This window comes from Bacillus sp. FSL M8-0077, from assembly GCF_038050255.1.
GTDB classification, from domain to species: domain Bacteria; phylum Bacillota; class Bacilli; order Bacillales; family Bacillaceae; genus Bacillus; species Bacillus altitudinis.
In genome coordinates, this window is the sequence record NZ_JBBPAF010000001.1 from 3,058,249 (window position 1) to 3,083,863 (window position 25,615).

At 42.6% G+C, this 25,615-nt stretch carries 29 protein-coding genes and 1 pseudogene; 4 read left to right on the plus strand and 26 right to left on the minus strand.

Going from position 1 to position 25,615, the window contains the following annotated elements; all coding sequences use genetic code 11:
* Positions 1-2 precede the first annotated feature (2 nt).
* From NST57_RS15955 to NST57_RS16015, 14 genes are all read right to left on the minus strand, one after another.
* Positions 3-755, minus strand: a complete 753-nt coding sequence (locus tag NST57_RS15955; RefSeq protein WP_341298851.1) for a head maturation protease, ClpP-related — start codon at positions 753-755, stop codon at positions 3-5.
* Positions 742-1,974, minus strand: a complete 1,233-nt coding sequence (locus NST57_RS15960; protein WP_341299231.1) for a phage portal protein — start codon at positions 1,972-1,974, stop codon at positions 742-744. The genes NST57_RS15955 and NST57_RS15960 overlap by 14 nt, the downstream gene beginning before the upstream one ends.
* Positions 1,975-1,995: 21 nt before the next feature.
* Positions 1,996-3,783: a terminase large subunit gene (locus NST57_RS15965; RefSeq protein ID WP_341298852.1), complete on the minus strand. Its 1,788-nt coding sequence runs from the start codon at positions 3,781-3,783 to the stop codon at positions 1,996-1,998.
* A complete protein-coding gene (locus NST57_RS15970) occupies positions 3,758-4,081 on the minus strand; it encodes a P27 family phage terminase small subunit (protein ID WP_341298853.1) in 324 nt (107 codons plus the stop codon). Before NST57_RS15970 ends, NST57_RS15965 begins: the two co-directional genes overlap by 26 nt.
* Positions 4,082-4,182: 101 nt before the next feature.
* Positions 4,183-4,539: an HNH endonuclease gene (locus tag NST57_RS15975; protein ID WP_341298854.1), complete on the minus strand. Its 357-nt coding sequence runs from the start codon at positions 4,537-4,539 to the stop codon at positions 4,183-4,185.
* Between the two features lie 786 nt (positions 4,540-5,325).
* Complete coding sequence (locus tag NST57_RS15980; protein ID WP_341298855.1) at positions 5,326-5,793, minus strand: hypothetical protein; 468 nt, start codon at positions 5,791-5,793, stop codon at positions 5,326-5,328.
* A gap of 219 nt (positions 5,794-6,012) precedes the next feature.
* Positions 6,013-6,243, minus strand: coding sequence for a hypothetical protein (locus tag NST57_RS15985; protein ID WP_341298856.1), 231 nt, complete (start codon positions 6,241-6,243; stop codon positions 6,013-6,015).
* A gap of 599 nt (positions 6,244-6,842) precedes the next feature.
* Positions 6,843-7,595 carry a hypothetical protein gene (locus NST57_RS15990; RefSeq protein ID WP_341298857.1) on the minus strand — a complete coding sequence of 251 codons (753 nt, stop codon included), beginning with the start codon at positions 7,593-7,595 and terminating at the stop codon, positions 6,843-6,845.
* Between the two features lie 29 nt (positions 7,596-7,624).
* Positions 7,625-7,894, minus strand: coding sequence for a sigma-70 family RNA polymerase sigma factor (locus NST57_RS15995; RefSeq protein ID WP_341298858.1), 270 nt, complete (start codon positions 7,892-7,894; stop codon positions 7,625-7,627).
* Positions 7,895-8,008: 114 nt separating this feature from the next.
* Positions 8,009-8,203, minus strand: a complete 195-nt coding sequence (locus tag NST57_RS20405) for a helix-turn-helix domain-containing protein (RefSeq protein WP_445818826.1) — start codon at positions 8,201-8,203, stop codon at positions 8,009-8,011.
* Between the two features lie 390 nt (positions 8,204-8,593).
* Positions 8,594-9,130 carry a hypothetical protein gene (locus NST57_RS16000; RefSeq protein WP_341298859.1) on the minus strand — a complete coding sequence of 179 codons (537 nt, stop codon included), beginning with the start codon at positions 9,128-9,130 and terminating at the stop codon, positions 8,594-8,596.
* A gap of 17 nt (positions 9,131-9,147) precedes the next feature.
* A complete protein-coding gene (locus tag NST57_RS16005) occupies positions 9,148-9,693 on the minus strand; it encodes a hypothetical protein (RefSeq protein ID WP_341298860.1) in 546 nt (181 codons plus the stop codon).
* Between the two features lie 223 nt (positions 9,694-9,916).
* Positions 9,917-10,396 carry a hypothetical protein gene (locus NST57_RS16010; RefSeq protein WP_341298861.1) on the minus strand — a complete coding sequence of 160 codons (480 nt, stop codon included), beginning with the start codon at positions 10,394-10,396 and terminating at the stop codon, positions 9,917-9,919.
* A 296-nt stretch (positions 10,397-10,692) separates the two neighbouring features.
* Positions 10,693-11,865: an AimR family lysis-lysogeny pheromone receptor gene (locus NST57_RS16015; RefSeq protein ID WP_341298862.1), complete on the minus strand. Its 1,173-nt coding sequence runs from the start codon at positions 11,863-11,865 to the stop codon at positions 10,693-10,695.
* A 92-nt stretch (positions 11,866-11,957) separates the two neighbouring features.
* On the opposite strand from NST57_RS16015, the gene NST57_RS16020 reads away from it, so the two are divergent.
* Positions 11,958-12,185, plus strand: coding sequence for a helix-turn-helix domain-containing protein (locus NST57_RS16020; RefSeq protein ID WP_341298863.1), 228 nt, complete (start codon positions 11,958-11,960; stop codon positions 12,183-12,185).
* Between the two features lie 200 nt (positions 12,186-12,385).
* Here NST57_RS16020 and NST57_RS16025 read toward each other — a convergent pair whose 3' ends face one another.
* On the minus strand, positions 12,386-12,697 hold the full coding sequence (locus NST57_RS16025; RefSeq protein WP_341298864.1) for a hypothetical protein: 312 nt from the start codon (positions 12,695-12,697) through the stop codon (positions 12,386-12,388).
* A gap of 531 nt (positions 12,698-13,228) precedes the next feature.
* On the opposite strand from NST57_RS16025, the gene NST57_RS16030 reads away from it, so the two are divergent.
* A complete protein-coding gene (locus tag NST57_RS16030; RefSeq protein WP_341298865.1) occupies positions 13,229-13,477 on the plus strand; it encodes a helix-turn-helix domain-containing protein in 249 nt (82 codons plus the stop codon).
* Between the two features lie 16 nt (positions 13,478-13,493).
* Here the strand turns inward: NST57_RS16030 and NST57_RS16035 are convergent, their stop codons facing one another.
* The 5 genes from NST57_RS16035 to NST57_RS16055 form a co-directional block, all read right to left on the minus strand.
* On the minus strand, positions 13,494-14,225 hold the full coding sequence (locus NST57_RS16035; RefSeq protein ID WP_341298866.1) for a helix-turn-helix domain-containing protein: 732 nt from the start codon (positions 14,223-14,225) through the stop codon (positions 13,494-13,496).
* Positions 14,226-14,387: 162 nt separating this feature from the next.
* A complete protein-coding gene (locus NST57_RS16040) occupies positions 14,388-15,416 on the minus strand; it encodes a tyrosine-type recombinase/integrase (RefSeq protein WP_341298867.1) in 1,029 nt (342 codons plus the stop codon).
* Between the two features lie 231 nt (positions 15,417-15,647).
* Entirely contained in the window at positions 15,648-16,010 is a 363-nt protein-coding gene (gene erpA / locus NST57_RS16045) for an iron-sulfur cluster insertion protein ErpA (RefSeq protein ID WP_341298868.1), read from the minus strand.
* Between the two features lie 73 nt (positions 16,011-16,083).
* Positions 16,084-16,938: a diaminopimelate epimerase gene (gene dapF, locus NST57_RS16050; protein ID WP_142155909.1), complete on the minus strand. Its 855-nt coding sequence runs from the start codon at positions 16,936-16,938 to the stop codon at positions 16,084-16,086.
* 270 nt (positions 16,939-17,208) lie between these two features.
* A complete protein-coding gene (locus NST57_RS16055; protein ID WP_008346813.1) occupies positions 17,209-17,445 on the minus strand; it encodes a YuzB family protein in 237 nt (78 codons plus the stop codon).
* A gap of 255 nt (positions 17,446-17,700) precedes the next feature.
* On the opposite strand from NST57_RS16055, the gene NST57_RS16060 reads away from it, so the two are divergent.
* Positions 17,701-18,768 carry an NAD(P)/FAD-dependent oxidoreductase gene (locus NST57_RS16060; RefSeq protein ID WP_057079128.1) on the plus strand — a complete coding sequence of 356 codons (1,068 nt, stop codon included), beginning with the start codon at positions 17,701-17,703 and terminating at the stop codon, positions 18,766-18,768.
* A 48-nt stretch (positions 18,769-18,816) separates the two neighbouring features.
* On the opposite strand, the gene NST57_RS16065 is transcribed toward NST57_RS16060, so the two are convergent.
* Both NST57_RS16065 and NST57_RS16070 read right to left on the minus strand, forming a co-directional pair.
* The gene (locus NST57_RS16065) at positions 18,817-19,047 is read right to left on the minus strand and encodes a WYL domain-containing protein (RefSeq protein WP_057079127.1); all 231 of its coding nucleotides are present in this window, start codon (positions 19,045-19,047) and stop codon (positions 18,817-18,819) included.
* 100 nt (positions 19,048-19,147) lie between these two features.
* Positions 19,148-19,477 (minus strand): YuzD family protein, encoded by a 330-nt coding sequence (locus tag NST57_RS16070; RefSeq protein WP_008346819.1) that lies wholly within the window; start codon positions 19,475-19,477, stop codon positions 19,148-19,150.
* A gap of 121 nt (positions 19,478-19,598) precedes the next feature.
* Here NST57_RS16070 and NST57_RS16075 point away from each other — a divergent pair.
* Positions 19,599-19,898: pseudogene (locus NST57_RS16075) on the plus strand (NifU family protein).
* A gap of 219 nt (positions 19,899-20,117) precedes the next feature.
* On the opposite strand, the gene NST57_RS16080 reads toward NST57_RS16075, so the two are convergent.
* From NST57_RS16080 to NST57_RS16095, 4 genes are all read right to left on the minus strand, one after another.
* Entirely contained in the window at positions 20,118-22,088 is a 1,971-nt protein-coding gene (locus NST57_RS16080) for a S9 family peptidase (protein ID WP_341298869.1), read from the minus strand.
* Between the two features lie 102 nt (positions 22,089-22,190).
* A complete protein-coding gene (thrB, locus tag NST57_RS16085) occupies positions 22,191-23,123 on the minus strand; it encodes a homoserine kinase (protein ID WP_142155913.1) in 933 nt (310 codons plus the stop codon).
* On the minus strand, positions 23,120-24,181 hold the full coding sequence (gene thrC / locus NST57_RS16090) for a threonine synthase (RefSeq protein WP_048002236.1): 1,062 nt from the start codon (positions 24,179-24,181) through the stop codon (positions 23,120-23,122). The genes thrB and thrC overlap by 4 nt, the downstream gene beginning before the upstream one ends.
* Positions 24,181-25,482, minus strand: coding sequence for a homoserine dehydrogenase (locus NST57_RS16095; protein ID WP_341298870.1), 1,302 nt, complete (start codon positions 25,480-25,482; stop codon positions 24,181-24,183). The genes thrC and NST57_RS16095 overlap by 1 nt, the downstream gene beginning before the upstream one ends.
* Between the last annotated feature and the right edge of the window lie 133 nt (positions 25,483-25,615).

Here is a 25,615-nt window from a genome sequence, read left to right on the forward strand (position 1 = left end):
TGTCATTCCTCCATATTTTTAAATTTTGCGATTTGAGCCTCTGCGTCAGCTAGTAATTGCTTTCTAAAAGCTCGTTCTGAATCTGTCAACTTCGGCTCTTCGTCCTGCTTATCAACTGGCTGAAGAAACTTCCCTGGTGTGTTTTGGTACTTGGCAAATAACTTTGTATCCGCGCAAGCTGCCATTGTTTGTGTTTCTTCTACGACGTCCGCAAGCCCGTAAGCTACGCACTCGGTCGCGGTAAGCCACGTCTCCGCATCCAATAGTTCAATTAGATTAGAACGCTCGATCTTACCGTTTGCCTTAGATAAGTACGCCTCGACTAAACTTTCGCGAATACGGTCCATATCATCCGCCTGCTTACGTAGTTCAGAAGCATTTCCGGCAGTCATTACCCACGGATTATGAATCATCATCATCGCGTTTTTAGGCATAAAAATAGTGTCACCGGCCATTGCGATAACACTTGCGATTGACGCTGCGACGCCGTCAATATGAACATTAACGTGCGCTTTATGGCGTTTTATGATGTTGTAAATCGAGTTACCTTCGAAAACCGACCCACCTGGCGAATTAATATAGATGTTTAATGTCTGAAGATCGCCCATCGCTTCTAAATCTTCCTTGAAGGTTGTCGCGGTAGTCTCGTCACCCCAAAATTGTTCTGAACTGATTTCGCTATAAATATAAATTTCACCCGCTGAAGGAGTGCTCGCGGAAGGTTTCATATTCCAAAACTTTTTAATTGTTCTCACCCCCTTCACTTAATGTCGGCGCGGTTGGCGCATCTGCTCCGCCGATTCTTTGCGCAGCTACTTGATCGATTGGGAATAGGTCCTTACTCAAAAATAGTTGATCGCCGCCTTCTGCGGGCGGTAAGTCTTCCCACGCCCTTACCTCATTTGGCGTATAAAACCCGTTGCGGATGCCCTTCTGATAAAATTCCCCTCGCGCCTGCACATCGGCTCTAAGTAGCGCGGCTAAGTTGAACTTAAAGTAAATTCCACTTTTCCGCTCTTTCTCTGTGAGAAGTTTTCTATTAAACTCCGTCTCATACTGTGTAACGATCGGTGTAAGCGTTCCTTGAACGTAATCTAAATAAAGTTGCTCCATATTACTAGTAGATACTTGGCCGGCACCCTCGCCGATCATGTATAACGGTAGGTTGTAAACGGATGCAACGCGTGCGCGAGTAACTTTGTCGACGTCGAATACTTTCGAATCAATAAACTTCGAATCTAGTCGCTCGATCTTTGTTCCGGCTTCCTCAATCAGAACCCCTCCATTATCGCGATAAAACTGTCCGAATGATTGAAGCATTTCCATCTTTTTATCGTCACTAACGTTTGTTTCTAACTTTAGAATAAAAGACGCTTTTGCTCCGTCCATTTGCACCACGCTAAACTCACGTACACCCGTGTCGAAGTCTAAAGTTCCCTGCAACACGCTTATTGGCGATATACCTTTTATGCCGCTATGTCCGATATGTTTTAAATGGATCATAGACGTATTATGGACGTAAGTAGTTCCGTTATCTCCCATGACTTGGTAATAGACTTCTTTCGTTTCGGAATCGATAACCGGGTCGACTCTATTGGGATCGAGGACATTTAACGCCTTTATTTGTGCGCGATTATCATACTCCAACATCGCGTAGGCATTCCCGTAAATATTCCGATGAGTTTCTAGTAAACTAATGAAGGCCGTCGTAGTCATATTGTTGTTAGGCTGATACGTCAACAAGTGAGAGAATGATGATTCGACCGGTGTGTATTCCTTACGTACTTTAATAGGTAAACTAGATACGGAATTAGATAACCTAGAAGCTGCGGCGAAAATAATTTCGCTTGTAACTAGCGCACTCTCGCTTCGATTGGAAAAGAGACTACCTCTGGGCGCAAACCACGTTGAAAAAGCCCGGCTAGATGTGGTGCTTGCAGGCTTCCGCGTGAGGGCAGCCTTTATCCTGCTCATAAAACTCAAAATATCACCTCCTTATCTCCCGATATTCATAAGATCCGAAATAGACATGTGCGTGATTGTTCCGGAAGGCTTCGGCTTATTCATGTTGCTTAACGCATAAGTATGCGCATTTAAGAACGCCGCAAAGCCGTCTATCTTTCGATAGCGTGTTTGTTTAGTCGGTAGAAGATTCCCGTTCCTATCAGCCACAGTTTTTACGTTGTTTAAGTACCATATAAACATTTTATTACCGTTAAAAACGACTTTACCGTCTAATAGGAGTTCGCGAATATCCTTTAGAGGCGCACTTAGAGTCGTCGTCCCTTGTCGAATTGGTTCGTTCTTAAACCCGTACATTTCGAGTGCTTCCGCTAGTTTAAATGCGTTGTAAGGATCATACGCGATAGTCTCGATACTGTATTTCTTTCCTTGCTCTACAAACCATTCGTAGACATATTCGTGCTTGACATACTCGCCCGGTATGATTGTTAGATAACCGGCTTCTTCCCATGCTTTATATGGAATTTTTTCGTTATCTTGTTTTACTTTTGCTTCAGGTACCCACGAATGGGATAGCACAAAGACGTTCCCGTCTTCTAAAGGAAACTCTAAACAAGCGCTTGTTAAATCCTCTGTTTGTGAGAGATCGTAGCCTCCTACACATCTTTTACCTGCTAAATCTGCAACATCTATTTCGCGCTTATTGCGTTTAATAACATCTATACCGACAAAAGATTCCTTATCGTTGTCCGCGAAAATATTGAATTGTTTCGTAATCCAATTGTTTCGTTCCTGTGGTACATGTTTGTCTGAATTATAGTCACGTACTAAGTTCACTAGATCCATAGTTACGCCCATATTAGGATTTGCCTTGACCCATTCAGCAGGTGATTCTACTTCCTCAACACTATCTAGTTCCGCGATATAAAAGAATTTATGTTCGTTCTCTATTGTTCCGTTTAATATGTCTACAGCTTGGTCGTAGTAATCTACTAACGGCCCATTTAATTGATAGCCGGCTGTTGTAATATAAATGATTAGAGGCTGTTTCCTCGCCGCTCTGGCTTGTTTAATAGCGCTGATTAAATCGTATTTTGTAAACTCGTGTATCTCATCAAATATTCCTAGATGGACGTTCAAGCCATCTAGTTTTGTACTGTCTGAAGCGCGCGACTCGATCTTACTGGAAGATTTATCGTGAAAAATTCCTTTTTGATTTTCTCGCAAGTATTTTGAGAGAATAGGAGACGATTGCACCATTTTTCGTGACTCTTCAAATAAGATATTAGCTTGTTCTTTCGCGTTAGCTAAAACGTACGCATACGCACCGTTTTCTCCGTCTTTACTGATTGCGTAAGTAGCAAGTCCGCTAATTTTCGTCGTTTTCCCATTCTTACGCCCAACAAAGTCGAGTCCTTCAGTGAATCGGCGGTATCCTGTATCCTGATGCACCCACCCGTACAATGATCCGATGACATAATGCTGCCACGGCTGCATAACTAGGCTTTTGTACGATCCTTTTGACGGCTTGCAGTATTTTTCGATAAATCGTATAGGACGATGCGCCTTCTCTTCGTCAAAAACGTAAGGGAAATCTTCAGTACCGGCGCGTTTAAGATCGTTTAAGTGTCGTTGGCACGATAAAATGTTTTTCTGACTCGCCTTGATGTTTCCGTTAACAACATTTTCGGCATAGAACGTAGTCAATGATCTATCGGAAGGTTTTTCTAAGATAAATCCGTCTCTTTTTTGCTCTTTTAGCCACTTTTTGTACCAATTTTCAAGCTCTTTTGGACTAGAATCGGTCGAAATCGTCGTCATTTCCGTCACCGCCCGATGTCGCCTCGCGTCTTTGAGCCGGCGTAAGTCCTAGTGATTTCAAAAGCGTATTTAACATCGCAATTGTTTTTGTTAATTCGACCACAGCTTGGTTTTTAACCAAGTTTTTAGCGCCTGCTTTGTTTACGTGTTCTACCATTAAAGGCGCATTATCGACCTCTTTCTTCAGCTTTCTATATAGCTTGTGAGTGTCGATATAAAGAGCGATCAGCTCTTCGTCAGATTCTTTATAACTCGTACCTAGATATTCCCGTAATTTACTTGCTGTCGGGTTTGCCATGTACTTAACTCCTTCCTGGGTGTTACCCCCCTTTAATAAAAAAGTGCTCGCGGTACAAACGAAGCGCCCGCTCGGTACTGCTTTTTTCGTTCGTTCTGATTCTAGGGTAGGGGGCCTATGTCTTCGTTTGGTTGCGCCCTCACAACGGTTATTCTCCGTTGCTTTTTCGGCGCGTCTTTCTTCTTCGGTCCTTTTTCCGGATGTCTTTTGTTGTGACAAGAATTACAAAGACTTATTAAATTATCGATACTTAACGCAATATCAGGTCGATCGGTAAGCTCCTCGATGTGATGTACCGTCTCGGCTGCCGTTATCCTGTCCGCAGCTAGACAGTCTTGACAAAGGTAGTGATCTCTTCGTAATACTTCCTCGCGACAAAGGCGCCATGCTCTCGATCTATAAAACTTCGCCGACGTTTTGTTTCGCTGGTGCTTGTCGTAGTATTGCTGTCTATTCATTCGCCGCGTACTCCTTCAGCTTCTTGTGAGTGCGATAGGCTTCCGGTATTGCCAGCACGTCTTTCACCATAGCGATAGGGAACAGGAAGGCACGAAAGAAGGATGAGTCCCTAACGAACAATCGTAGCGATCTCTTCTGCTCCCGCACTTCCTCCCAATGATCGTATGAACCGCTATACATCGTGTGAAGCTGCTCGTCGTCATAGTATTTTGATAGTATCCGAAGTCTACTGAACTCTAACGTCATTAAAGAATAAAACCTTCCCACAGTTAAATAAGCGACTACTCCTAGTAGAAGCAACATAATAAGCACCCCTTCATTAGTTGAAATACAAACAAAATAAGCGGCCGAATTCGTTGCCCTTGTGTTGGGTTTACGAGTCCGTTACCGCTTCTAATTCCGTTCTATTTTGCTTTATATTCTTCGAGAACAACGCAAAGGTAGGCGTCGACTCCGTTGGTGGATTCCCTACTGATGCGGTCTTCGTAATCAACTCTCGCATCATCTTCGTTGTCATATATCGATTGCCCGGCGTCACAGTAGTCACTAAAGACTGCGTACTTCAATTGCAATCCCCTCCTATTTTGTAAGTCACTCACGAGTGATTAACAGCCTCGTTTGTTCTTGTTTATCTCTAAAGATTTCACGCAATCAATGAACTAAGAAGAACCTATTATCTCGAAGCGTATGAGCGCAGCGAATAGGTTCGTAATCTTTTGTTTGTTATTATTACGTTAGTTATTATTAAGTTCGTTATTATTACCGTCACCCACGGAATACTTAGCTTAATCACTGACGAGTGACTTAGCTCGATCACTCGTGGACGATTTACTATATAACTCACGTAGATTAGTCCGCATTTCTTCCGGTGTTAAAGCGCTGTAATATTGCGGGTAATACAACTTGTTCCGCTTCCCTCCGCCATAATTGTACGCAGTTTCGAGAAGACCGACCGCTTCTAAGACTTTCGATAAATGGTTGATGCGATTTTTCCCGATCATTAAGTCGGTTGCTATCTTATCGACGGAAGTGAACGCGGCCATGTACCAATCGTTTTCTTTCTGACCATTCGTGTGCGCTAATAAGTACGAATATAATGCGCCTATGTGTACGTTCTTCTTATCGAAATCACGCGCGATGGGTACGATAGTTCTCCATAAGTCATGGATTACCGGAGCGCTTCCCGTAAGGTCATTACCTTTTTTAAGTACATATGCTTTTTTCTGTTCGGCTTTGCTTGCTTTTTCGTTCATTATTACCGCCCTCTCTCATTCAATAAGGCGCCCTATTAGAGCGCTTTTTCTTTCGATGCAGCCTTACGCGCATCATACTCAGCAAGTAGTTCGGTCAGTCTTTCATCGCGGTTAAATACCCACATGCGATTATTCGTCCGACGGTGTCTCGTTACATACTCGTATCGGATTGCGTTTGCTTTAAGGAAATGCATTAGTGTCGTTGAGTAACAGAAAAATTTATCGTTCATTATCGATTCCCTCCCATTGATCGCGCATGACATAAAGACCTCGGATGACTTGGCGTTTAAGTCTGTCGCTTTCTTGTCTGTAGCCTTTGAACCAAGCGAGCATACGACGAATAAGTTTTCGTACATCTGCGTTGTTCATTCGGCTTAATTCGCTAGGGCTGATGTCCTCATGTGTAAGCCACATGCTTAAAGTGTCGAACTGCGTTTTATTTAACAACACGTCTTCGCCTCCTTGATTAATATTCGTTGGCCCTCAAGCCATATAAGTAAATCAGGAACGACCGGCAGCAGGTCGATCGTCCCTATTTAATTACATAGGAGGACTTTCATGTCTGTGATTGTTTCCGCAACCACAAAGAAGAGTAACCAGCGGGTGAGACCTATTACTCTTCGTTCTGATTACGGTTATTTACGGAAAGTGTGAAGAAGCTCTGTCGGTCGCAACTCCGACTTTAAATCTATTGCCCTGACTGTGGAACGTATAGCAATGACTGTTGATACCTTCATAATACATAGATAACTAAAGCCCCAAAACGTGTATAGTTACTACCTCTTTTAAGAAAGCGTACGAGCGCTTAACGCAAGTAAAATCACCCTCTCATAACATATAGCCAACTAAGACCATAAAATGTGTATAGTTACTACTACTTTCTATAAAGTAAGACAGCATATGAGCAAGTAGCACAAGTAACTTCCTTCATAATGTATGACAGCATATACAGTAATTTCGTGTATACCGCCCCTACATAATATAGGATACATTTCGGGTATTTTTGTGTATATTGATTTAAGAAGGCGGCAGTTAAGCCGCCAAGTTGATCAAAGCCAATGGGTATTTCTTGGGTGTTCTGAGCGTGCATCAACCGTGTGAGGGGTCAGAACCTTAATAGCATTGATGAACCGCGCCAAATCCACTCCACAAAGAGCTAGTGTAATCGACGCGAGCTCGATTAATCTTTGAGAGGTTTCCGGGTCATATCTAAATGGCGTGGTCACATGCACCCACTCCCCGTATGTCTCTAAAAGGTGTACGAAATCATCCCTATGAGTCGAAAAGGCGTGTTCATCATTAGCTACTTGGCGCTGAATTTTCGGAAAAATACCCAATCCAACCCCTCCAATCGGCCTTAAAACGTCATCCAAGATTTCGCTTAATTCCGAGACAACATAGGCATCGGTAAGTTCCGGTGCGAGCTGAACGAGCGTATCGTACAATTCTCCCAACGCGACCGACCGATCACTCTCGAACTCATTTATATATTGCGTCAGTTTCTTCATCTCTTCTACATCTGGAAGGCTGAAGCTATTATCGTCGAGAATAACCTCTATCATGTCGACGACTGCGCCCAAATTAATATCGTGTTCGAATGCGTTAAAAATAAAGTCTCCAATGTAGTCGCTATATCGTCCGTTTAGAAGGATCGCTTCAAGTTCGAATCGTCTGCCGTGAGAGAGATCGATAGATGCCCCGCCCCCAAATGCATTTTCTAACGCCTTACCCGTTTTATATTCGTTTTTCATAGAATCTAAATTCGCCTCGATAAGTTTGCGTTCAAGATTAGTAAATTCCATAAGTAATTCCTCCAGTAATTTATATTTTTTTAGATTGAGTATCCGCCAATTCGATCTAATTTCGACCAATGAGCGTACACCTTCGTTATCTTCTTTTCCGCAGCTAACAAGTGCCGAGAGACTACGGACCTCTCGATCCCCAACTGCACCCCAATCTCCCGTTGTTTGTACCCATATACGTAATGAAGTTGAAGTACATCCCGCTGTTTGTCGGTAAGCTTTGCAAGTCTTATCGCCTCCTTTAAGTCGATGATCAGATCGGACGCAGCTTCATCACCGGTATACCTACGAGTCTCCAAGCGCAAGAAGTCGTCCAAGATACTCCGAACGCCTTCTAAATCGTCTAATTTATACGCAAACTCATACTTCAAATGCTGATCAGGTTTATTTGACGCCGCTCCCACTGCATCGCCTCATTTCGTAAGTAATTTCGCCTTCTCGTACTTATCGAGAAACGCGATTAACGCTTCGTCAAAGTCTACGTTAGATATGACTGCGTGCTGCGTTTTCTTAGTAATACGCCTATCTCCGCATTCAATAGCCGCGACGGACGACTTACTGATGCCGAGAAACGCCCCGTACTCTGCTTGCGTCATGCCCTTCGCCATTCTTATAAGTCCGAATATTTCAGATGAGATAACCACCGAAATGACCTCCTTTTTTCTTTTAGTTACCGAAAGTCCACAACAAGTCCACAAAAGATTATACCCACGTCATTTGAAAACCGCGCAGAATTCACGAAATCCTTTCTGCCTTCATAAATAACTGCGTAATGACTTTTGAAACGGACATTCCATGTAGAACCTCGGCAACTTTTTCACCTTTCAATATTACAGTCGCATACGACCCCGCAAAAAACGGGACATTTTTCGATCGGAATGAGTCTATACACCTACATAAAATAGACAAAACTCCACAAAATTAGGTCTTATTAACCACTCTAAGGTGTTAAGCCCCGACCGCTCCCAAAACGTCTAATTTCGTGCAATTTCATTGCTTTAAAGATAAGGAACGAAGGCGCGTTCCAATTCGATCAGTTCACGATGCAACTTACTTCTTTCTTTATGGCGCTTGCTATTCTCGAAACAAAGGTCCGACAACTTCTTAGCATTTTGAATCAAGATCACGTCGTCCGTTTCGCCGATCTGCGCACGTTTAGTCATAGCAATTTCGAGACTCGTTTGCGCGAAAGTTACTTCGACGTCCATCCACTGGCTGTAAAGGCGATCGTACTCCTCTTTCAGTCCGCGAAGAATAGTCGATCTCACTAATTCGCACGCGCTGCGGTTGCTCCCAGGTAGTTTTCCGATTTCATAAACGCCGATGATTGCGCCATTTGTTGCGATGATAAGACGCGTGTTTGTCGGGTAGTGGTCGTAAACTGCTTCAGATCGGTTCGTCGAATCAAACGTATATACTTTGACGGCTTGGTGTGCGCGACCGATTAGTACGTTAGCTGCGGTCTCTTTCGATAGTCCAAAAATTCGTGCTGCCTCTGCGATTGTTTTCTTAGTTACGTTATAAATTGTTTTCATGGTTATCCCTCCGAATTTTATGCGAGTAGAAGCTCGCGATTTTTAGTCGTATCTAGTCGTTTAAGAATGCGTGTTACACTCCATCTATTTACGCCTGTCAGTCTACTTATTTCCGTGTAAGACGGCTTGTCGAGCTGCAAAAACGTTTCAACTATCTTCAATGTTATTTCGTCTTCTATCCTGTCTTTAAAAATCCGCATGGTATCAGATTCAATAAAGGCTACTTCCGACATCATGCCTGCGGTTTTATCCACTCCTACATCCTGCGGATCGACGATAGTTTCTTTATCGCGGCGTACCGATTGATTCCTATATACGTTCGCGCGCGCCCTTTTCATGCTGAATTTGTACAAGTGTTCAAACGGACGGACGCCGTCCCATTTTTCAACGCACTTCATCAATATGTCTTCGTATAGCGCAATCACGTCAGCTTCATTTGAATTGATAGATCGTGCAATTGTGGAAAAATTTTTTCTTTGTTTGTCGATAAGTTGCCGGTATATCTCATTAAATACAAGTTCGTTTTTGGTTTTGCGATATTCGATAACAAGTGCGTCAATCATTTGAATCGCCTCGTTCTTCCATTACGATTGACCAATACATGCCCCCGATTATTACCGCGGCTATGCTTCCGATAAAACTGCCGAACATTGCGAAGTCTGATATGATTTCATTCATTTGTTGCCCTCCCGTATTTGCATACGAGGGCGTTCGCATTTCGTTCGCTTGTTAACCGTATTGAAAACGGTTATCATAAACATGACGAAGCCCTCGCGGTTTAGTTGATTAGGACGCCAGTTCCCGCTGGCATTTTAATCGGAAACGTTGGATGTACTTTCGATTACCTTCGATATTGCCACCAAAGTGCTGCGCTAACAGCATGGCGATTTCGGTGTTATTCGTGCATCCCCGTGACCAGTTCTTTAATATCATTTCTTTACGAAGATCGCCTTGCGCTAACAGGGCGGTCTTTTCTTTTAAGAGAATCGCGCCTTCAACGTCCGCTAAAATGTCTTTCGGCTCCCACGAGACATTACCGTCATCTCGCATTCCTTCTATTGATAATGCCGCTGCTCGTTTCGTTTGTTTCAAATACGTAATACTTTCGCGTTTGATAATTCGCTGTATCAGCGCTCTTTTGTCGCGCCCGTTTTCCATATACCGGTCTAGCCAGTAACCAACCGATAGTAATGTTCGTTGTTCAAACGATGTTTGGTCGGGTACACTTCCCGCGATTCTCTCAGATTCATGATGTATATACGGCATTGCGCCGGATTCCATCGCTAACGTTAGTAGATACGCCTTTCTTTCGTCCACTTCCTCGCCTCCGAATTAGTAATGTTTTCTTCTGTAAGTAAATAGTAGCATGGGAAGTGCGAAAGATTCTGAAAACTACACAAACATAGAAAAAAGAATTTTTATGTAATTAATGAAAATTATTGAAATAAAAAAAGCCGCTAGAATTAATCTAGCGACATCACTATTAGGGGCATTAACCGCCCGGTTTTACTTCTGCCGTACTGATCCCTTTATCGTGGTTGAAAGCGGATTGGGTACCTCCATTAAGCACCAACCCCATCGATGCAACTCCAATAACTAAAGCTGTTAGCATAATTTTTTTCAAAATCAATCTCCCCTTTTTTAATGTAGTTTATTGATTTAAGCGCATTTATTTGCCGCTGATCGACTCCGAAAGCTGCTAAATCTTCCACAATCAAACCCGCAAACAAGAAGTTCGCGCTTTCTATGAAGTGAGAAAACCCTTCATATATAGCTTCTAAATCATTCTTTAACCTGAAACTAAAGTACCTCGCAAAATCCGAGCTATCTTTCAGACGCATTGAGTTGACCAGATCACTCACATCTTTAAGTACGCCTTCTTCACGAATTGTGAAGTACGTTTCCGCCAATGCAAGGTTATTTTCAGCCTCCTTTACCAATCTCGCCTCTCCTACAGTCTCCATGAGTTTTAGACTTATTGCAAGATTTTTTAGGCACTTGTCTTTATCATCTAGTAAATAAGACATGCCTATATAGTAATATGCGTCAGACATTGTTTTTGAACTAATTTTCGAATTAATTATTACTTTGCAGAACTTCCGAGCCTCTTCATAATGAGAAAAGTACAAGTTGACAGGCATCATGATTTCTGAAAGTCGGTATAAATAACACTCTTTAAAAAAATGCTTTCTTTCGTTATTAAGGCCTTCAATGCATTCGAATATTTTAAAGGATTCAGTAGAGATAGTCGTAAAGTCTTTTTCAAAGTATAGCTGATAACACTTGAAGATGTTGACGAGAATTTTCAAGTCTTTATCCTTACCGAGCTTTATCGCGTGTAAAGAAGGAAATAGATCATTGAAAGCGATATCGTCGTTCATATAATCTAATATAACGCCATATACGCCGCTGTACGCATCAAGATAGTTGTCACCCTCTGCGCTATCAAGTAAATTTTTAAGTAAGTCTGTATCCCGTTTAATCGCTGCGTATTCGAACGCATGTTTAATAGCTTCAGTTGACGGAAGTAGCAAGCACCATTCCCGCATCTTATCGTGATAGTCTTTTCCATAAAGTAATTGCGCCAATTTTAGCAACGATCGGAACCCGATAGAACCGCTCTTTTTAAAGTTGTAAAGCGAATTAACATGAATTTCAAGAATCGAAGCTGCCGTCTCTAAACTTAAATCACGATCTTCCATTGTATTAAACACATCATCGCGAATACTAAACAAATGAATCCCCCTCTTTTTGGCATCTCTCTTTTATATTTGGTCTTTTATAAGGTATAATTTGAACCGTATAGCCCGATATAAGCTATGCGGAGGTGTTTGTCACGGTTAAGTATCGTCGAGGTGGATGTTTACTTAGCGACCGACTCCGTGAGCGTGGCTATACTCAAACGCAACTAGCCGATAAAACCGGTTACGATAAGTCCATCATTTCGAAGTACGTCAATGGCACGCGTGGCATGAATTTCGATACCGCGAAAACCATTGCCGCTGCGATTAATTGCACCATTGACGACCTTTACGAATGGATTGAGTATGATTAGATGTCGGTCGCTGGCGGGGCAAGCACGCCCGTCACCCGAAAGTTGTACGTTTGTACAACAATTTTGACGATATTCCCGTGACAAAGGGAACCTCCGTTCTATTTTGTTCTCTATAATACACTAATCACATCGCCATTATCGTCGTTATTTGTCGAATAAGTCTAAAAATTTATGTGTAATTTATGGCAAGGCTTCCGTATTCAGTGAGAAACCGTGCGGCGCGCTGCCATTACCATAAAATCGACAACCGACATTTGCGCGATTTCCTCGATAGAACGACCTGCGATCGCTTCGTTTTCGTCGTCGATTCGGAACAATACCTCGTCTTGGTCGCCGATTTCCCATGCGCCGGGGACGCCCGCCATCTTATAAAGCGCAAGACCGTTGCCTTCTTCGTACCCTATCGCGAAACCATCCCCTAAGTGGACTAAATCTTTTTCCTTCCGAAAATGTGCGCCCTGCCCGTAAAAATCATAGAAAACAAGTTCAGCCTTGATCGATTCTTTTTTCATTTTCATTTCCTCCCTTTAATCACCTTCATAATAAGTAGTGATGCGTATAGTGATGTGGTTGCAATAATTATTTGGTCAAGCGTAGATATTTTTCTGAAGGTCATTGATGCGATCAAAAAGCCAAGCGCGAGAAGTATCAAGTAATCAAAAGTATAGAGTTTCTTCATATGTGGTATAATTGATTGAACCGGGGCTTAGCGCCCCGTCCGTTTACTTGCGACGTTTCTTCTTGGAGGGAGACCGTCGCTTTTTCTTTTTCTTTTTTCTCATTGCGATTAGCTCTAATGAAATCTTGATAATTCCGAGCCATGCGCCTATGAGTACGGATATTTTTGTTGCCAGTTCAATCAATTATTTTTTCACCTCTCTTCTTAATCAAACAATTTGTTCGACTTGTTAAACATAGTATACCACCATATTTAAGTTCAGTCAATATAAAAACGAATAAATTATTCGACTTATCGAATTTAATTTTCGATTTGTGTGTGATATAATAAGGACAAGCACAACGAGTATAAGGAGAGTGTTCGCATGAAAAGAAAAGAAAAGATTATAAACTTAAAGCCATCCTATATCCCGCTAGAAGTAACCTTAGTAAAACGTCGTAAAAATAAAACCGACATAAGAAACGATCTGAAAATATCTTCATCCACTTTAGCAAAAATCTCCGCAGGCGAATTTGTTGCTATGACCGTTATCGCGCAGCTTTGCGATTATCTTGATTGCCGCATCGAAGACATAGTCGAATTTGTTCCGAATGATACCGATGATCAGTCGTAGTGGCTGGTCTTTTTTTTTATTCACACAACGCTTTAAGTTCTTCGGCATACACTTCGTCTAACATGCGGTTGAGAGTGCCGCTATAATATCCGACAAGGTTGCGGATAGGTCTATTCTTGATCGTTCTAAACACAACACGAAGCGCATTCAAGCCGATTTCATCTAGCAAAGACTTATCATATACGGATTTAAGGGCGGACGTCTGCGCCAAGTACACGCCATATAGACGGCTTGTTAGACGACGATCGGTTACAAAACAATCCATGACGTTTTTGAACGCAGCATACGTATTACTTAGTAAATGATTTTTGCTTTTAATAATAACGGCTTCGTCTTCGGATTTTGGACGATCCGTCTTAGTCTCCGTAGGCTTGGCCGCATCTTGGCGGGGTTGCATTTGCGGAGTAGCACTAGAAGACGCAGGCGCTAGGATGATGTACATATTTGCGCCATTGCCTCCGCTAACAGGACGGTATTTTATTTCTTTACGAATAATGCCGAGGGTTTCTAAGCGCTTGATCGCGCGTATAATTGTAGTACGGTGCTTGCCGATTAGTGACGCTATGGAATCGATCTTCAGCCACGCAACGCCTGGCGTTTTAACTGCGTGACGCGATAGCACCTTCAAGACGTCTATTGCTGATTGTGATAGGTTGGATTTATTGCGGTAGATGTGTGTGCGGATGGCGCCATTCAGCTCGTCAATTGAACGGAATTGGGCCATTTTTGCGGATTCTTTCGTGTACATGTTCGTCTCTCCCTTTGAGAGAACGCAGACCATTTCGAAATTAAGGCGCACTTAAATAAGCGTTGACTCGTACGCTTTTTTCCGATATAATGGAAGCAGGCTTAGGGCGTTCCACTTACCGGATTTTATTCGGCTGGTGAGCGTTCTTTTTTTTGTGTATTTTTATATTCGTTTCTTTTTAATGTGATTTAACGGTGAAAAGTCGTCATGACTCCGTCTCATTTCTTTCGTATCCATTTGAATATATCTACGCATTGTTCTAATGTCTGCCCATCCCCCGATTTTCTGAAGCGTGAAAGGATCACAACCGTTTAGAACCATCGTTTTCGCCCATGTATGGCGATAGACGTGCGCGGTAACTTTCTTTCCTTCTATACCCGCCTTTTCCGCGTAAAATTTCAAACGCTTATTAAAATGATTAGGCGACAACGGTTCACCGTAACAAGATAAAAAGATTCTGTCGGTAACGAAATGCGCCTTGTTCTCCGAGATGAGTTGCAACAAGAGCTTTACGGTATGGTTAGAAATCGGAACTAATCGATGCTTTCTGTTCTTGCTCACTTCGGAAGATACCGTTATGAAACGACTTGAAAAATCGATGTCTTTTTGTCGCAGGCTTAGAACTTCTTGAATACGCATACCGGAATCGAGAAGCAAGCATATCCCTACATAATCGCGAAATCCTACGTAGTCTTTTTGATTCGGCTGACGCAATATCTCTTTAACTTCATCTTCCGTAAAACAATTCGTAAGATCGACGTCCTGCTTAATCAATTTAACGCGATCCGCTGGATTGACTTCGATTAACTCTTCGCGTTCAAGGTAATTTAGTAGCGCCTTAATAGTTCGTAAATTAATATTGATCGTTGTATCGGATAGACCGACCTTGCTTTCGTCCTCTTTGATAAACTTGTGCCCGGAGTAAAGCAGTTTGTCGTGTTTCATGTACGATATGTAATTCCGAACTACTTCCGTCGTAATTTCTCCCACGGAATCGATATCGTAATTATCGTTTATCCATGACGTGAAGTAGCCCCACATTTTCGTGTAGTCTCTCAGTGTTCGGCTACTGATACCTTCGAGCCTTTTACCCGCGACTACAATATTCAACGCCTCGTCGAACGGAATTTTCGGGTAATCTTTTTTATCGGTAGATAATACCGCCCGTTTCTTCTTTCTCTTTAAAGCCATACAAAAACGCCTCCCCTAACGAAATATTCGTGAGAATAATCGCTAAGAAAGACGTTATTAACAATCTAAAACCGCCCTATTTAGGGTTGTTTTTATTCCGATGAAGGGTCGATATTCGCGGATTATTTAATGTTATCCGCAATCTCCTTCGTTTTGGTGATCGTCTAGGTGATCGTTACATATCATCGGGCGTCTTTCGCCCTAATACGTTGATATACCGGGCTTTTCCGATTAGCACTCTTCCGGCGTACCGGTATTCGTGGCTGTTCTGAACGAAGAACCGCATCCGCATGATGCGATCGCGTTCGGATTGTCAATCGTGAAACCGCCGCCCATTAGTGATTGTTTGAAATCAATGATGGTGCCGTTCATGATGTCAAGGCTTTCGGAGTCGACAAGAACCTTGATGCCGTGCTGTTCGAACTGCGTATCTTTCTCTGAGACTTCATGGTCAAAGCCCATTCCGTATGAAAGACCGCTGCAGCCGCCGCCTTTTACGCCCACTCGCAGGAACGCATTTTCTTCTTCACGTTCTTTCATCATATCTTTAATCTGCAATGCAGCAGCTTCTGTAATCGTTACTGGTGTACTCACGATCATCCCTCCTTTTGACTGGATGTTTCTTTTCAATTATAAACGTGATGATGCCTTTTCTCAAATAAATGGTTTAGAGATAGAATGTGCCGTCACAAATTGTTTCAGCAGGTCCTGTCATCAGCACATGGTCATTGTCTTTCCAGCGAATGATGAGGTCTCCGCCAGCTAGATGAACGGTCATATCCGTTTCTTTTTTCGCATGTCCATTCACAATCGTTGATACAGCCGCAGCACATGCTCCTGTTCCGCACGCTTGCGTAATCCCTGATCCTCTTTCCCACACGCGAAAATGCAGTTCCGTTTCACTGACACGTTCCACAAATTCTACATTGACGCCTTCTGGAAACATGTCATGCTTTTCAATGATTGGCCCAAGCGAATCGAGCGGCGCCTGTTCAATGTCTTCTAAATAGAAAACGATATGGGGATTCCCCATTGAAACAGCCGTGCCATGTAATGTCGCCTTTCCAAAATCAAGTGCCTCATTAATCGTTGTACTGGCCGGTTCACCAAGCATTGGCATCGCTTCTTTTTCAAAACGAGGTTTTCCCATATCTACTGTCACTAAATGCACGTGACCATCCTGCACATGAACGGTCGCTTCAACGAGTCCTGACAATGTCTCAATCTGGAACGTTGTGTCTGTTACGATTTGATGCTCATACACATATTTTGCAACGCAACGCAGACCGTTACCGCAGTTTTTCCCCTCTGATCCATCATTATTGAAAATGCGCATCTTCACAGGCGCAACATCTGATGGACAAATGAGGATCATTCCGTCTGAACCGATACCTGTATAAACAGAAGAAACGCGAATCGCTATCTCTGACAGCTGCTCTTCTAGAAGCTGTTCCTTCATCTGATTGACGTATATATAATTGTTTCCTAGTCCGTGCATTTTCGTGAATTGAAATGATGTCATGAGCGTCCTCCCAAAATGTTGTTTCTTTATAGTATAAAAGGAGTCGATTCAGGAGACAATCTTATCATCCCCCGTTTTTCATACATAGAAGCTCTTTGCTGCCATGGCAAAGGGCTTTTATTATGCATATGCCTCTTTTTCTCTCGTGTGATGCTTCATTTTGATGATATTTTATTAGCATAACATATTGGATACGCTTTCTACATTTTCTCCTAAAAAACGGAAACTGAATATATGAAAAAAATGCACCTCATGACCCATGTGGTGCATTTAAAACATGTCGTTTTCCTCTATAAAAGCATAAATACGCTCGACTAGCTGCTCTGCATTTTCTCCTGAAACAAATTCTCCATTCACAAGCGCAAATGGGGAGTCCATACATTTGCCGCAGTAGCTTAAACAGCCGTATTCCATTACATCTAAGTTTGGGTCTTTTTCAAGTTTCTCTTTTGCTTCTTGAGACCCTTGTGCAAGATTACTTACACAAAATTCGATCAGTGGAAACACTGTGCTTCACCTCACATTTGCCTTACTATCCTACCGAAATTCCTTCTATTAGTCAAAACATGAGCTTCAATAAATCGTTACGCCTATTCCCCGTAAAATGTTTTACTATTTAGGACTAAGTAATGAATATGTAGGTTATTTTGAAACAATTATTGTGGTTTCACAGTAAATTCGATATAATTTTATTTGGTATTTTAACTTAAAGTTTTTTAGTATAAGTGTTTTTCAATGTCTAGGGGGAAAAGGAGAATCGTCATGAAAAATTTAGTCTTGATCGGCGGAGGTTACGGGAATATGCGGGTTCTCCACCGCTTATTGCCAAATCAATTACCTGATGATGTTACTATCACATTAATTGATCGAAATCCTTACCACTGTTTAAAAACAGAATATTATGCACTTGCTGCTGGAACGATCTCTGATCATCACATTCGAGTATCTTTTCCAGAGCATCCGAAGCTGGATATTCAATACGGGGAAGTAGAAAAAATTGATATTGAAAACAAACAGATCTTATTTAGCGACCGTGAACCTATTCCATATGATGATACGGTAATCGGACTCGGCTGTGAGGACAAGTATCACAATGTCCCTGGGGCGAAAGAACATACATACAGCATTCAAACCATTGATCAGTCAAGACACGCGTATAACAAATTAAACAATTTGAGCGCAGGTGCAACAGTTGGCATTGTCGGTGCTGGACTTAGCGGGGTAGAGCTAGCCAGTGAACTGCGTGAAAGCCGCTCTGATTTAAACATCATTCTTTTTGACCGCGGAGAACTGATTCTTTCCAGTTTCCCAAAAAGATTAAGTTTATATGTACAAAAATGGTTTGAAGAAAACGATGTAAAGATCATTAACTGCGCCAATATTACGAAGGTTGAAGAAGGAGTTGTTTACAACCATGACGATGCCATTGAAGCAGATGTCATCGTGTGGACAGCAGGAATTCAGCCAAGTAAAGTCGTGCGAGATATGGATGTTGAAAAAGATGCACAAGGCCGTGTCGTCTTAACTCCTCATCACAATCTCCCTGGAGATGAGCATGTCTATGTCGTAGGTGACTGCGCAAGCTTGCCTCATGCACCAAGTGCACAGCTTGCCGAGGCACAGGCAGAGCAAATTGTGCAATCTCTACAGAAACGCTGGAAAAATGAGCCACTTCCTGAGGCTTACCCGCAGTTTAAGTTAAAAGGCGTACTCGGCTCTTTAGGGAAAAAAGCCGGCTTTGGCTTAGTGGCGGATCGTCCGCTTGTTGGTCGTGTTCCAAGACTCTTAAAATCTGGACTTCTTTGGATGTACAAGCATCACAATGGATAAAATGATGTGAATTTTTTCTCAAAGCTCCTTCTAATGAAGGAGCTTTTATTATGAAACGGCATGTACCGATGGATGGTTCACTTTGATAGGAGCAAGCGCAAGGATGCAGTCTTTACGAAACGTTCTGATCGTCTTCTTCGATAAACAATACGCTTGTATGAACTGTTCAGTTTGACGATGTACAATGATTTTTCGTTTCGAGCACTCTCCAGTTTTCTTCATATAAATCATATCAATCGGTATTTGTTGATGAAGAGATTGTTTTAGTAAATAATTCATGATGCTCACGCTCCTTTCATCTCATTATAACCGAACAAATGTTCTAAATCAACCTAAAAAGGAACGTTTGTTCTGTTTATTTTCCTAAAAAAAGAACAGCTCATTCACTGCTCTCTTCGTACCCGTATTTCTCCATTTCTTGATAAATATCTTTTAATTTCGGATTGCCCTCTCCAACAATCTGATCCTCAACAAGGACAAGCGGATAAAAGAATTCATCATCAAGAATTCGTTCAGATAATTCTTTTTGGCGTTCGTTTTCAGGTGGGTGCTCAATATCGATATATGTGATGCGAAACGGCTGATTTGGATATTTTCGTTTTAATGCTGCATCTAACCACTCAAATGTATCTTTTGAAGAAGGCAGATTCACGCAGCTAGCGCACAGGACATCTCTTCCATATACATAAAGATCAACGGTTTTGTTCATTTGACAAGCCCCCTATTCTTTCTTTATTTTAGCTGAATTTTCTGTATGAAAAAAGTCAAAATCACTTTTTGTTTCAAGATGAGATTGTGCTATAATGAGAAGGAAACTTTGAAACCAATCAATAGATTTTTATCGTCCAGATGAATATAATGGTGATATGTTGTGAAAGGAGCGATTATATCTAATGACTGAAGTCGAAATGAAAGACCAAGTACAGGAAGTACTGGACAAACTTCGTCCATTTCTATTACGTGATGGTGGAGACTGTGAGCTTGTAGACATTGAAGATGGCATTGTGAAATTACGCCTTCTTGGTGCATGCGGCAGCTGCCCAAGTTCAACCATTACATTGAAAGCCGGTATTGAGCGCGCATTATTAGAAGAAGTACCTGGCGTTGTAGAAGTTGAACAGGTTTTCTAATTCATATATGACATGAAAACGACCCAATCAGGGTCGTTTTTTAATTGTTGACAAAGGGCTAATTTTAGCCCTTTGTCTTGTTTTCAGCGTGATAGAAAACCAAGGACGAGCACTGAAGCGGAGCGAATTCGACATTCGTGAGCACCGGAACGCAGGACTGACACCGAATGCGAGGGTTTGTCTACACGCTGAAACGACCCAATCAAGGCCGTTTTTTGATTAGGATAACTTCTCTCTAAACCATTCCTTAATAAAGGTCAGTCTTTGAATACGCTGCCCAGGGTGGCCGCTTCTCGATAAATCATGAGAAGCCTTTGGGAACTTGACTAATCTCGTGTCTTTTCCAAGCTCCTTCAATGCCACAAAAAGCTGCTCTCCTTGATCGACTGGGCAGCGGTAGTCTTCATCACTGTGCAGGATGAGGAGCGGTGTGTTCACCTGTTTTACATACTTTAGCGGCGAACGATCCCATAGCTTATCAACCGAATCATAAATATCCCCATCCACCTGCCATTTTGTAAAGAAATAGCCGATATCACTGATGCCATAAAAGCTAATCCAGTTTGAGATGGAACGCTGTGTAACAGCTGCACGGAAACGGTCTGTCTGTCCGACAATCCAGTTGGTCATAAAACCGCCATAGCTGCCGCCTGTTACGCCAAGCCTTGTTTCATCGATAAAGTCATACGCTTCGAGCACATGATCAACAGCTAGCATGACATCCTCATAATCAACATCACCATAGCTACCTCTTACCCGGTTCGTAAACATCTGTCCGTATCCATGACTGCCATGAGGATTGATGTACACAATGGCATACCCTTCAGCGGCAAGCATTTGAAATTCATGAAAATACGTATGACCATACATCGCATGCGGCCCGCCATGAATTTCTAAGATAAGTGGATATGTCTTCCCCTCTTCCATCTGAGCAGGCTTCATAAACCAGCCATGTACAATGTCTCCTTCTTTTGACTGGAAAGAAATTGGTTCAGGTTCGGATATGACATGTTCCTTTAGAAAGTCATCATGCTCAAACGTGATTTGCTTGAGTGAGGATTCCCCTAAAGTCAGCTCATACAGCTCACTAGGCGTGACAGGTGAAAGACGGCTGATCAGCATTTTTGATTCGTCTGGATGAAGACTGAAATTCGTCACATGTTCTGCCTCTAAACGAACGGGATAGGCTAAACCTTCAATAGAGAAATAATAAATTCCGGTACTCCCTTGATCAGAAACAAGCGCATAAAATCCCTGACTATCCTTCGTCCATTGCGGAAGCTGATTGGCTTCACCCATGACACTATCCCCTGCCATACAGTTACCAACGTACATATCAAGCATTTCTGACAGTTGAACGGTCTTTTTCTCCTTCAGATCATACAGCCACAATGATGGGAAGGTTGCATTTTGGAATTCACGCTCGTGTCCAATGTACAAAAGGCTTTCTCCATTTGGAGAAAATGATACGGTCGAGTAAGCGCCTGTTGATTGGGTGATTTTCTTGGATGTACCGTCCTCTAATGACAGGAGACAGATATCACTTATGTAAAACGTCTGCGGGTTGGATTGAATATAGGCGAGCCACTTCCCGCAAGGAGAGACGACATGATTCACATGATGCTGCTGCTCACTCGTAACCGTCTCTACCTCCCCTGAGCAGACATCGATTTGTACAATTTGCGTCAGATGCCCGTCTAAAAAACCTCTGCCATCTGCTTTATAGGTCAAATCATCATATACTGCCGGAGCAAAGTCATCGCACTCTTCCTTTTTTTCATCATGAACAGATTCTTCTTGTTTTAATGAGACCGCTGCATAAATGAACGCTCCATCCGGTGAAAATACAGGATGTGATACGCCATAAGGAATATTCGTTAAAGTACGAATACCGCCGCCATCGCTCTGAATGAGTGCGAGCTGAGGGACTTCCTTTGGCTTCTGCAAAATAAACGCAAGCTGCTTCCCGTCATTTGACCACACTGGCTGATGATGCTTTCCATCATCGAATGTCCATTGTGACAGCTCCCCTGTCCCTTCATCTCGAACCCATAAATGAATATTGTAATCATCCTTTTTTTCATTCACCGATACTTTTGTAAAAACAGCCTTTTTTCCATCTGGTGAATAGACTGGATGAGAAACAGACACGATTTGTGTTAAATCCTCTGCTGTTATCAATTTCTTCATCAATAGATCTCCCCCTTTTATGTACCAAAAATAGTTCGCTTCTCTAAATAATAATCCCTGCTTTTGTTATGAAAAACAAGGATAAAAAAAGAACGTGCGTCTTCACAGCACGTTCTTTACTTGATTCACAGAATGATGCTCGACGATGACACCTTCTACCGGCACCGTCAGCACATCTACTTCACAATGCGGGAAATTTTGGGCAAGCTGCTTTTTCAGCGCTTCTCCCTTCCCTTTTTCCACTAAGGTCAAAATGGTCGGCCCAGCACCGCTTAATGCTGTTCCATACGCGCCTTTTAATGAAGCAACGTGCTCCACCTTTGATAGCTCTGGGACAAGCATCGTGCGGTATGGCTGATGAAATAAATCTTTATTCATCATTTCCCCTACAAGCGGCCAGTTCTGCGTCATTAAGGCGGCGACAAGGACGTTACTCACTGCACTCGCGCTCACGGCCTGTTTATAGGAAAAATCCTCTGGCAGGACATCACGGGCATCCTTTGTGAGTACTTCATAAAAAGGAATCACGACGACGACATCTACATCCACATGCTGCACTTTAACGGCATGTGTCTTGTCTTCTTCATGAAGACCGATGAGTAAACCACCGAATAAAGAGGCACCCGCATTATCTGGATGACCTTCTACCTCACTTGCAAAAAAGAGCTTCTGATCATCGGTCATCTTTAATTCAAGCAGCTGATTGGCGAGCTCAATAGCGGCGACAATGGCAGCAGCGCTGCTGCCCAGCCCCCTTGCTAATGGAATATCACTCCACACTTTGACATGAACAGGCGGGAGTGTTTTTCCAAAGTCATCTGCGACCTTTTTAGCTGTTTGGTAGATCAGGTTATCGGTGCCTGATGGAATACCAGACACGACATCTGTTTCTGCTTCAAACAGCCAGCTATCATGGTCATAGACCGATAGCTTTAAATAGCGGCTGAGCGCCATTCCGACTGAGTCAAAGCCTGGTCCTAAGTTGGCAGTGCTTCCCGGTACTGTGATTGAAAAAAGCATGGAGGCGTTACTCATACGCGTGCGGCCTTTTCTAAATGTTCCAGAATTTGATCTTCATCTGCATCCAGTGTGACCGGTTTGATGTGCGAAATATCAATCGCCGTGTTTGGATCTTTTAATCCGTTTCCTGTCAGTACAGCGACGACTTTACTGCCTGGCTTAATTTCTCCAGATTTCACTTGTTTGAGTACACCTGCAATTGATGCACAAGAGCCTGGCTCTGCAAACACACCTTCTTCACGTGCGATCAATTGATAGGCATGAAGAATTTCTTCATCTGTCACTTCATCAATTTTCCCGTTTGATTCATCTGCCGCTGCTACAGCTTGCTTCCAGCTTGCAGGGTTTCCGATGCGAATGGCTGTTGCGACTGTTTCTGGCTGCTCAATGACTTCATTTCGAACGATGGCTGCAGCACCTTCTGCTTCAAAACCACGCATGACTGGCAGTCCAGTGCCTTTTTTCTCATGATATTCTTTGAAACCTTTCCAGTACGCTGTAATATTCCCCGCATTTCCAACAGGAATCGCCAGTACGTCAGGAGCCGAGCCTAGCTGCTCACAGATTTCAAATGCCGCTGTTTTTTGTCCTTCAATTCGGTATGGATTGACGGAGTTAACAAGTGCAATCGGTGCTTTTTCGCAGATGCTGCGGACAATTTTCAGCGCATCATCAAAGTTGCCGTCAATGGCAATGATTTCTGCTCCGTACATGACAGCCTGAGCCAGCTTACCGAAGGCAATTTTTCCATCTGGGATGATGACAATACATTTCATATCTGCGCGCGCCGCATAAGCTGCTGCTGCCGCAGACGTATTCCCTGTCGATGCACACATGATCGTATCATTGCCTTCTTCTTTTGCCTTTGCGACGGCCATGACCATCCCGCGATCCTTAAAAGAACCTGTAGGGTTGACGCCTTCTGTTTTCACATGAAGTTCAATCCCCAGTTTTTCGGAAAGCTTTGCGAGATGAATCAGCGGTGTGTTTCCTTCATTTAATGTTAGTTTAGGTGTGTGTTCGTTTACTGGTAAGAATTCTTGAAATTCTTCAATGAGTCCATTCCACTTCATCAGCTTAAACCGTTCCCTTCTACTCGGTACGTGCTCTTCACTTGAACCACCACGTCGAGATCGTTTAATGTTTGCAGGATATTTGAGAAATCTTCTTCTGATGTTTGATGTGTAATAATCACAATTTCAGCCAGCTCATCATGCCCTTTGACAGGAAGCTGAAGGATCTTTTCAAAGCTGATGCCTCTTTCAGAAAAGATTGATGTAATGCGGGAGAAAGCTCCGACTTGATCTCTCACATGTATTCTTAAAAATTGCTGAGCAAATACTTCGGATGATGATTTGATTTTCTTCTCAAATTGCGGTGCAATAAATCCACTGCCATTCACACCAAGACGCATGTTTTTCATAACAGCGACTAAATCTGAGACTACAGCTGTTGCCGTTGGCAGGCTGCCTGCTCCAGGTCCGTAAAACATCGTTTCTCCGACAGCACTTCCGTAAACATAGACAGCATTAAATTCATTGTTGACGGAAGATAACGGGTGATGATCAGGAAGTAAAGTTGGCTGTACGCTGACCTCCACTTTCTCTCCGTCCCTTTGGGCAATTCCAATCAGCTTCATTGTATAGCCAAAACGTTTACTGAAATTAATGTCCTCATCCGAGATGTCCGAGATGCCTTTTACTTTCACATCCTCTAAATCTACATTCATGGAAAAGCCGAGTCTTGCCAGGATGGCCATCTTTCTTGCCGCATCTAGCCCTTCTACATCCGCCGTCGGATCTGCTTCTGCAAAGCCAAGATCCTGCGCTTCTTTTAATACATCTTCATACGCGCTTTTATCGACATTCATTTTTGTTAAAATAAAGTTCGTTGTCCCGTTCACGATTCCCATCATTTTTGTGATCCGGTCAGAGGCTAAACCTTCCTCTAGTGTACGCAAAATCGGAATCCCACCTGCGACACTTGCTTCATAGTAAAGGTCACAGCCGTTTTCTTTTGCTACATGTAAAAGCTCTGAGCCATATAGCGCCATTAAATCCTTATTGGCTGTAATGACATGCTTCTTCTCATTTAATGCATCTATTAAATATTGTTTTGTCTCTTCAATGCCGCCCATCACTTCAATAATGACGTCGACCTCTGGATCTCGAATCACATCGTATACTTCAGTTGTGAAGACCTTTCTTGCCACATCCACATCTCTTTTTTTATCGGGATTGCTCACAAGCACTTTTTTTATTAATACCGGACAGCCGATCTGGTGCATTAATTTATCCTGATGATCTTGAATAATCTTAACGACACCGCTCCCCACTGTTCCTAATCCTAGTAGTCCAACTCGAATTGCCTTCACCTGAAATTCCACCTTTCTCCGTAAATGTCCTCTCTAAAAAGACATTTGTTAACCTAACACAGACATTCAATGTACACACATTATAAAGGGGTATCCTCATTTTGACAAGGTAATAAAATAAGAGAATATGAGA